This window comes from Salipiger bermudensis, from assembly GCF_017309175.1.
In the GTDB taxonomy this organism is placed as follows: domain Bacteria; phylum Pseudomonadota; class Alphaproteobacteria; order Rhodobacterales; family Rhodobacteraceae; genus Salipiger; species Salipiger bermudensis.
In genome coordinates this window covers 168363-174888 of sequence record NZ_JAEKJV010000010.1, presented here as the reverse complement: position 1 = coordinate 174888, position 6526 = coordinate 168363, and the positions used below count along the sequence as shown (strand labels likewise).

Annotated in this window: 9 protein-coding genes; 4 read left to right on the top strand and 5 right to left on the bottom strand. The window is 65.4% G+C overall.

The genetic code is table 11. The features are described from left to right. Positions 1 to 312 precede the first annotated feature (312 nt). From JF542_RS15215 to aat, 4 genes are all read left to right on the top strand, one after another. A complete protein-coding gene (locus JF542_RS15215; protein ID WP_207076437.1) occupies positions 313 to 723 on the top strand; it encodes a hypothetical protein in 411 nt (136 codons plus the stop codon). A 234-nt stretch (positions 724 to 957) separates the two neighbouring features. Further along, positions 958 to 1449 carry an acetyl-CoA carboxylase biotin carboxyl carrier protein gene (accB, locus tag JF542_RS15210; protein ID WP_007797772.1) on the top strand — a complete coding sequence of 164 codons (492 nt, stop codon included), beginning with the start codon at positions 958 to 960 and terminating at the stop codon, positions 1447 to 1449. 9 nt (positions 1450 to 1458) lie between these two features. Further along, positions 1459 to 2814, top strand: a complete 1356-nt coding sequence (gene accC / locus JF542_RS15205; RefSeq protein ID WP_007797769.1) for an acetyl-CoA carboxylase biotin carboxylase subunit — start codon at positions 1459 to 1461, stop codon at positions 2812 to 2814. A gap of 49 nt (positions 2815 to 2863) precedes the next feature. Beyond that, positions 2864 to 3502 carry a leucyl/phenylalanyl-tRNA--protein transferase gene (gene aat / locus JF542_RS15200; protein ID WP_207076436.1) on the top strand — a complete coding sequence of 213 codons (639 nt, stop codon included), beginning with the start codon at positions 2864 to 2866 and terminating at the stop codon, positions 3500 to 3502. On the opposite strand, the gene JF542_RS15195 is transcribed toward aat, so the two are convergent. The 5 genes from JF542_RS15195 to clpX form a co-directional block, all read right to left on the bottom strand. Then, positions 3466 to 3825 (bottom strand): DUF2155 domain-containing protein, encoded by a 360-nt coding sequence (locus tag JF542_RS15195; RefSeq protein WP_007797761.1) that lies wholly within the window; start codon positions 3823 to 3825, stop codon positions 3466 to 3468. The genes aat and JF542_RS15195 overlap by 37 nt on opposite strands. Then, positions 3822 to 4271 (bottom strand): outer membrane lipid asymmetry maintenance protein MlaD, encoded by a 450-nt coding sequence (gene mlaD, locus JF542_RS15190; protein ID WP_007797758.1) that lies wholly within the window; start codon positions 4269 to 4271, stop codon positions 3822 to 3824. Before mlaD ends, JF542_RS15195 begins: the two co-directional genes overlap by 4 nt. A 4-nt stretch (positions 4272 to 4275) precedes the next feature. Beyond that, a complete protein-coding gene (locus tag JF542_RS15185) occupies positions 4276 to 4659 on the bottom strand; it encodes an NADH:ubiquinone oxidoreductase subunit NDUFA12 (RefSeq protein WP_207076435.1) in 384 nt (127 codons plus the stop codon). Between the two features lie 87 nt (positions 4660 to 4746). Beyond that, a complete protein-coding gene (locus JF542_RS15180) occupies positions 4747 to 5106 on the bottom strand; it encodes a RidA family protein (RefSeq protein WP_207076433.1) in 360 nt (119 codons plus the stop codon). A 62-nt stretch (positions 5107 to 5168) separates the two neighbouring features. Next, positions 5169 to 6434, bottom strand: a complete 1266-nt coding sequence (clpX, locus tag JF542_RS15175; protein WP_007797753.1) for an ATP-dependent Clp protease ATP-binding subunit ClpX — start codon at positions 6432 to 6434, stop codon at positions 5169 to 5171. Positions 6435 to 6526 lie beyond the last annotated feature (92 nt).

Genomic DNA, 6526 nt, shown 5'->3' with positions numbered 1-6526 from the left:
AGATCATGCGCCGCATCCTGCGCAAGATCGCCGAGAACGACTACGGCGCCCTCGGCGACACCTCCACACTCGCCGACCCCTCCGTCGTCGACGACCTCATCGAAAACCGCGCAAACAAGTAATCCGCTGGTTTTCGCAACGAACGAGGCGGTCGCACAGGCGGCCGCCTCTCTCGTTCACCCGCGGCCGACCACAAGGAGCCATTAACCAACACACTGGAAAATCGGGATAAGTTTACAGGAACAGCTTCGAAATCGTCGTGACTGTGCTATCTTCGGTCGGTGGGGGCGTTTAGCCTGATGGAGACGATCCATGCAGATGACAGGTGTTTCCTCTGCGGTGGCACCTCTGGCCACCGGTCATCCTCTGGGCCTTCCGGCCTCGCCACCCAGCTCCGCCATCGAGACGAAGGTGCAACCGATTGCGCAACAAGCGCAGACCGGCACCGATCCTGATCCCGGCGGCGAGCCACCGAGCAGTTTCTGGCGCGGCCTCACCGGGTTGCCCGACCCGGCGAAGCACGTAGCGCCGCCCTCGATCATGCAGATCAGGATCGCCGCATTGCTTCAGGAACAGGCCGAACAACTGGTCAGCCTTGCCCCGGACGCGCCGGAGCCCGAGAGCGCACCCGCCTCCACACCCGCCTCCGATGACGGCGCGGCGCAGGCCTATACCGGCCCGGGACGTTCCCGGCAGGAGCCTGTGTTCCCGTCCGCCGCCTGAGGCGGATCACGGTGAGTCGGCCCGCGCAGCGGACCGGTTCCTCCGGCCCCCACCACCCCGCGGCCCGAGAGGGCAAGGCGCGCTCGCAGGCGTGTCCGAAGGGTCTTCAAAATGCGCAAACCCGCGGCTTTTCACCGACGGGGTCGCTTTTCATGGCAAGAAGCTTGTCCTATAAGCGCCAGATCAAGGGGCCATGACGGAAAACAGGCCCGCGAAATCACCGGCGAGGATTGCATGAGCAAAGACACCCACGAAGCCGACGTGGCCTTCATCAAGGCGTTGGCGGAACTGCTCCGCGAGAACGATCTGACCGAGCTCCAGGTCAAGCGCGAATATGGCGACGACGACAGCCTGAACGTCCGCGTGAGCCGCGCCCTGCCGCAGGCCGCTCCGATCGCCGTCAGCGCCCCCGCAGCCGCCCCGGCTCCGGCCGCAGCCGCAGCCCCCGCGGCCCCCGCCGCCGAGGCCGCCCCGGAAGATCCGGCTGCGCATCCCGGCGCCGTGGCCTCGCCGATGGTCGGCACGGTCTACATGCAGCCCGAGCCCGGCGCGCCCTCCTTCATCTCGGTCGGCCAGCAGGTCAGTGAAGGCGACACGCTGGTCATCGTCGAGGCGATGAAGACCATGAACCACATCCCGGCCCCGCGTGCGGGCACCGTCAAGCGCATCCTCGTCGAGGATGGCGCCCCCGTGGAATTCGGCGCTCCTCTGGTCATCCTCGAGTAAGGAGGCCCCATGTTCGACAAGATCCTGATCGCCAACCGTGGCGAAATCGCGCTGCGCGTCATCCGCGCCTGCCGCGAGATGGGCATCGCAAGCGTCGCCGTGCACTCCACCGCCGACGCCGACGCGATGCATGTGCGCATGGCCGACGAGAGCATCTGCATCGGCCCTGCCTCCTCCACCGACAGCTACCTCAACCCGGCCGCGATCATCTCGGCCTGCGAGATCACCGGCGCCCAGGCCATCCACCCGGGCTACGGTTTCATGTCCGAGAACGCGCGCTTCGTGCAGATGGTCGAGGATCACGGCCTGACCTTCATCGGCCCCTCGGCGCAACACATCCGCGTGATGGGTGACAAGATCACCGCCAAGGACACCATGAAGGAGCTCGGCGTGCCCTGTGTTCCCGGCTCCGAGGGTGGCGTTCCCGATGTCGAGGCCGCCAAGCAGATCGGCCGCGACTTTGGCTACCCGGTGATCATCAAGGCCACCGCCGGCGGCGGCGGGCGCGGCATGAAGGTCGCCAATTCCGAGGCCGAGATGGAGCGCGCCTTCCAGACCGCGCGGGCCGAGGGCAAGGCCGCCTTCGGTAATGACGAAGTCTATATCGAGAAGTACCTGCAGCGCCCGCGCCACATCGAGATCCAGGTCTTCGGCGACGGCAAGGGCAACGCTGTGCATCTGGGTGAGCGCGACTGCTCGCTGCAGCGCCGCCATCAGAAGGTCTTCGAGGAGGCCCCCGGCCCCTGCATCACCGAGGAAGAGCGCGCCCGCATCGGCGCTGTCTGCGCCAAGGCGGTGGGCGATCTGAAATACTCGGGCGCCGGCACCATCGAATTCCTCTACGAGGATGGCGAGTTCTACTTCATCGAGATGAACACCCGCCTGCAGGTGGAGCACCCGGTGACCGAGGCGATCTTCGGCGTCGATCTGGTGCGCGAGCAGATCCGCGTGGCAGAGGGCTACACGCTCTCCTTCGGGCAGGATGACCTGGTCATCAACGGCCACGCCATCGAGGTCCGGATCAACGCCGAGAAGGTGCCGAACTTTTCGCCCTGCCCCGGCAAGATCACCCAGTACCACGCACCGGGCGGGCTTGGCGTGCGGATGGATTCGGCGCTTTATCAGGGCTATTCGATCCCGCCCTATTACGACAGCCTGATCGGCAAGCTGATCGTGCACGGGCGCGACCGCAACGAGGCGCTGTCGCGGCTCAACCGGGCACTTGGCGAGCTGATCGTCGACGGCGTCGACACCACCATCCCGCTCTTCCACGCCCTGCTGCAGGAAGACGACGTCCTGACCGGCGACTACAACATCCACTGGCTGGAGAAGTGGCTCGCCAAGGATCCGTTCTCGGCGGCATGAGGATGGCGCGCGGCGGATACCGCCCGCTGCGTGCGACGGGGCCCCGGGGATGAGCGAGATCACCCCGGAGCTCCTGGTTCAGGCCTATCGCTCGGGCATCTTCCCGATGGCCGAGCACCGCGACGACCCGGAGCTGTTCTGGGTCGATCCGCGCCGGCGAGGCATCCTGCCGATGGACGGGCTGCACATCTCGCGCAGCCTTGCCCGGCGCCTCCGGCGCGATGATTACACGGTCACTCTGGATGCGGATTTCGAGGGCGTCATCGACGCTTGCGCCGACCGCCGCGAGACCTGGATCAACCACGAAATCCGCGCCCTCTTCGTCACGCTGCACCAGCGCGGGCTGGCGCATTCGCTCGAGGTCTGGATGGAGGGAGAGCTGGCCGGCGGGGTCTACGGGCTCGAGATCGGCGGGGCGTTCTGCGGCGAGTCGATGTTCTCGCGGCGCCGCGACGGATCGAAAATCGCTCTATGCTGGCTGATCGACCTGCTGCGGCGGGCCGGGTTCACGCTGTTCGACACCCAGTTTCTGACCGAGCACCTGGCCACCCTGGGCGGGCTCGAGATCACCCGCGCCAATTACCGCGCCCAACTGCGCGAGGCGCTCCCTGTGACCCCGGATCTTGCCGGCACACCGCTCGCGCATAGCGGTCAGGATGTGGTGCAGCGCAATACCCAGACGTCGTAGCGCTGGTGATCCATCGCATTGAGGGCCGGAGACGAGGCGATCATCCAGCCACGGAACACCGGCTCGGCATTGCCGGCCTCGCGTACGGTGAGGAAGGCAAAGGCATCGCCCGCCGGGTCGCCCTCGGGGTAGCGGCATTCCTGTAGCGAGATCTCGGTGCGGGCGAACTGGGCCGTCTCTCCGGCGCGCATCTCGATGTCGTATGCCCGACCGGTGAGCTTGTCCAAGCCGCGCAGCACCGCGCCGGTGCCGGTATTGGTGGCCTCCTGCGCCTGCAGCGGTGCGGCAAGCAGGGCGAGACCGAGACACAGTTTGCGGATCATTCCTCGCCTCCCCCGGCGACATATTTGAGCAAGAGCGAGATCAGGCTGACCGAGCCCTGCGTATCGAGGATCTCGTCCCCGTCTTCGTAGTAGAAGGGCGAGCCGCCCGGGCTGATCTCGACGAAATTGCCGCCGAGCAGCCCCTCGGACGAGATCAGGATCGCGCTGTCATCGGGGATCAGGATGTCATCCTGCAGAGTCATCCCCATGTCGGCACGGAAGGTCTCGGGATTGAGCGAGATCTCCGTAACCGTCCCCACCTTGACCCCTGCGAGGCGCACGTCGCTGCCGACGGTCACGCCTTCCAGCGAGCGGAAACTGGCGCTGAGCGGGTAGCCGGTCTCGTGCAGCTCAAAGCCCGTGGTATTGACGGCATAGGCGCCAAAGGCGATCGCGGCGGCGAGGACAGCCCCGCCGACCAGCACCTCTGTGGTGGAGGTGGTCATGGGCTTATTCCGGGCTCCACGCCTCGTAATCGCGGCGGTTGGCCGGCTCGGGCTGGCGGATCGAGCCCTGTGGCGCATAGGCCATAGCCGTGCCGGTCAGGTTCTCGATATGCGGCTTTTCCCAGCTCTTGTGGGAGAGCGGGCGATCGGTCGGCGGCTCGGCAAAGGTGTGGTGCAGCCAGCCATGCCAGTCGGGGCTCACTCGGCTGGCCTCGACCTCGCCGTTGTAGATCACCCAGCGACGCTTGCCATCCTTGGTCTGGTAGAAGGTGTTGCCCTGTTCATCCTCACCGACGCGGGTGCCGTGGCGGCTGCTCCACCAGAGGGTGTTCAGTGTCGCACCGTTCCACCAGGTGACCAGCTTCAGGAGCTTGTTCAGAATGCCCATGGACGACTCCTCGGTATCTTCCTGTTCCGTATATGCGATGCTTGGGGGCGAGGTCCAGCGCACAGGCGCCGGACCCCGCCGGCCCGATCAGGGCGCGAGCGTGGTGAGCTCGATCTCGATGCGGTATTTCGGGTCGATCAGGTTGCATTCGATCATCGTGGCGACCGGCGGGTTGTCTCCGAAGGTCTCGGACAGGATCGGCCAGCAGGGCTCGAACTCCGCCGCGTCGGGGAGATAGTAGGTCACCCGGACCGCATCGGCAAAGCTCGACCCGGCCTCGGCCAGAGCCTTGCCGATCACCTCGAGCGCCGAGCGGCACTGTTCGGTGACCGTGTCGCCCTGCCCCACCGTGCCGGCGACATGCACGAAGCCGCCCGCCACCACGGCGCGGCAATAGCCGATCTTTTCCTCGAACGGGCTGCCCGTATGGATCCGCTTGATCGTCATCTCTCACTCCAAAGAAAAGGGCGGGGAAAAACCCCGCCCAGACGTGCCTAACGTTATCGACCTCAGCTCGCCGAGGTGCCTTCTTTTTTCTGGTCCGCGTAGATCATCAGCGGCTTGGCGTCGGAATTGACCGCCTCGTCGTTGACCACCACCTCGGTGACCTCGTCCATGCCCGGCAGTTCGAACATGGTGTCGAGCAGGATGCCCTCGAGGATCGAGCGCAGGCCCCGCGCGCCGGTCTTGCGTTCGATCGCTTTCTTGGCAATCGCCGAGAGCGCGTCGTCGGTGAAGGTCAGCTGGGTGTCCTCCATCTCGAACAGGCGCTGGTACTGTTTGACCAGGGCGTTCTTCGGCGCGGTCAGGATTGTGACCAGCGCGTCCTCGTCGAGATCCTCGAGCGTCGCGATCACCGGCAGACGGCCGACGAATTCCGGGATCAGGCCGAACTTCAGCAGATCCTCGGGCTCGAGATCCTTGAACACCTCGCCGGTGCCGCGCTCTTCCGGGTCGCGCACATCGGCGCCAAAGCCCATGGCCGAGCCCTTGCCGCGCTGCGCGATGATCCGGTCGAGACCGGCGAAGGCGCCGCCGCAGATGAACAGGATGTTGGTGGTGTCCACCTGCAGGAATTCCTGCTGCGGATGCTTGCGGCCGCCCTGCGGCGGCACCGAGGCCACGGTGCCTTCCATCAGCTTGAGCAGCGCCTGCTGCACGCCCTCGCCCGACACGTCACGGGTGATCGACGGATTCTCGGACTTGCGGGTGATCTTGTCGACCTCGTCGATATAGACGATGCCACGCTGCGCGCGCTCGACATTGTACTCGCTCGACTGCAGCAGCTTGAGAATGATATTCTCGACATCTTCACCCACGTATCCGGCCTCGGTCAGCGTGGTGGCGTCCGCCATGGTGAACGGCACGTCGAGGATGCGCGCCAGCGTCTGTGCCAGCAACGTCTTGCCGCAGCCGGTCGGGCCGATCAGCAGGATGTTCGACTTCGCCAGCTCGATATCCGAGCTCTTCTGGCTGTGGTTGAGGCGCTTGTAGTGGTTGTGCACCGCGACCGAGAGCACACGCTTGGCCATCGCCTGACCGATCACGTAATCATCCAGAACGTCGCAGATCTCGCGCGGGGACGGCACCCCCTCGGAGGACTTCAGGCCGGCGCCCTTGGTCTCTTCGCGGATGATGTCCATGCAGAGCTCGACGCATTCGTCGCAGATGAAGACGGTCGGACCCGCGATCAGCTTGCGCACTTCGTGCTGACTCTTGCCGCAGAAACTGCAGTAGAGGGTGTTCTTGCTGTCGCCGCCGGAATTCGTCGCCATATCGCACCTTTCAGGGCCATTTCATCGTTTCGGCTGCGCCATGTGCCAGCCGAAGGCCCATCTTTTTCGCCAATTCTGCAAAGTCTAGGCCA

What these genes read in the sequence shown, in the direction of transcription:
- JF542_RS15215 (WP_207076437.1), top strand. Translation starts at nt 313, where the DNA reads ATGCAGATGACAGGTGTTTCCTCTGCGGTGGCACCTCTGGCCACCGGT.
- accB (WP_007797772.1), top strand. Translation starts at nt 958, where the DNA reads ATGAGCAAAGACACCCACGAAGCCGACGTGGCCTTCATCAAGGCGTTG.
- accC (WP_007797769.1), top strand. Translation starts at nt 1,459, where the DNA reads ATGTTCGACAAGATCCTGATCGCCAACCGTGGCGAAATCGCGCTGCGC.
- aat (WP_207076436.1), top strand. Translation starts at nt 2,864, where the DNA reads ATGAGCGAGATCACCCCGGAGCTCCTGGTTCAGGCCTATCGCTCGGGC.
- JF542_RS15195 (WP_007797761.1), bottom strand. Translation starts at nt 3,825, where the DNA reads ATGATCCGCAAACTGTGTCTCGGTCTCGCCCTGCTTGCCGCACCGCTG.
- mlaD (WP_007797758.1), bottom strand. Translation starts at nt 4,271, where the DNA reads ATGACCACCTCCACCACAGAGGTGCTGGTCGGCGGGGCTGTCCTCGCC.
- JF542_RS15185 (WP_207076435.1), bottom strand. Translation starts at nt 4,659, where the DNA reads ATGGGCATTCTGAACAAGCTCCTGAAGCTGGTCACCTGGTGGAACGGT.
- JF542_RS15180 (WP_207076433.1), bottom strand. Translation starts at nt 5,106, where the DNA reads ATGACGATCAAGCGGATCCATACGGGCAGCCCGTTCGAGGAAAAGATC.
- clpX (WP_007797753.1), bottom strand. Translation starts at nt 6,434, where the DNA reads ATGGCGACGAATTCCGGCGGCGACAGCAAGAACACCCTCTACTGCAGT.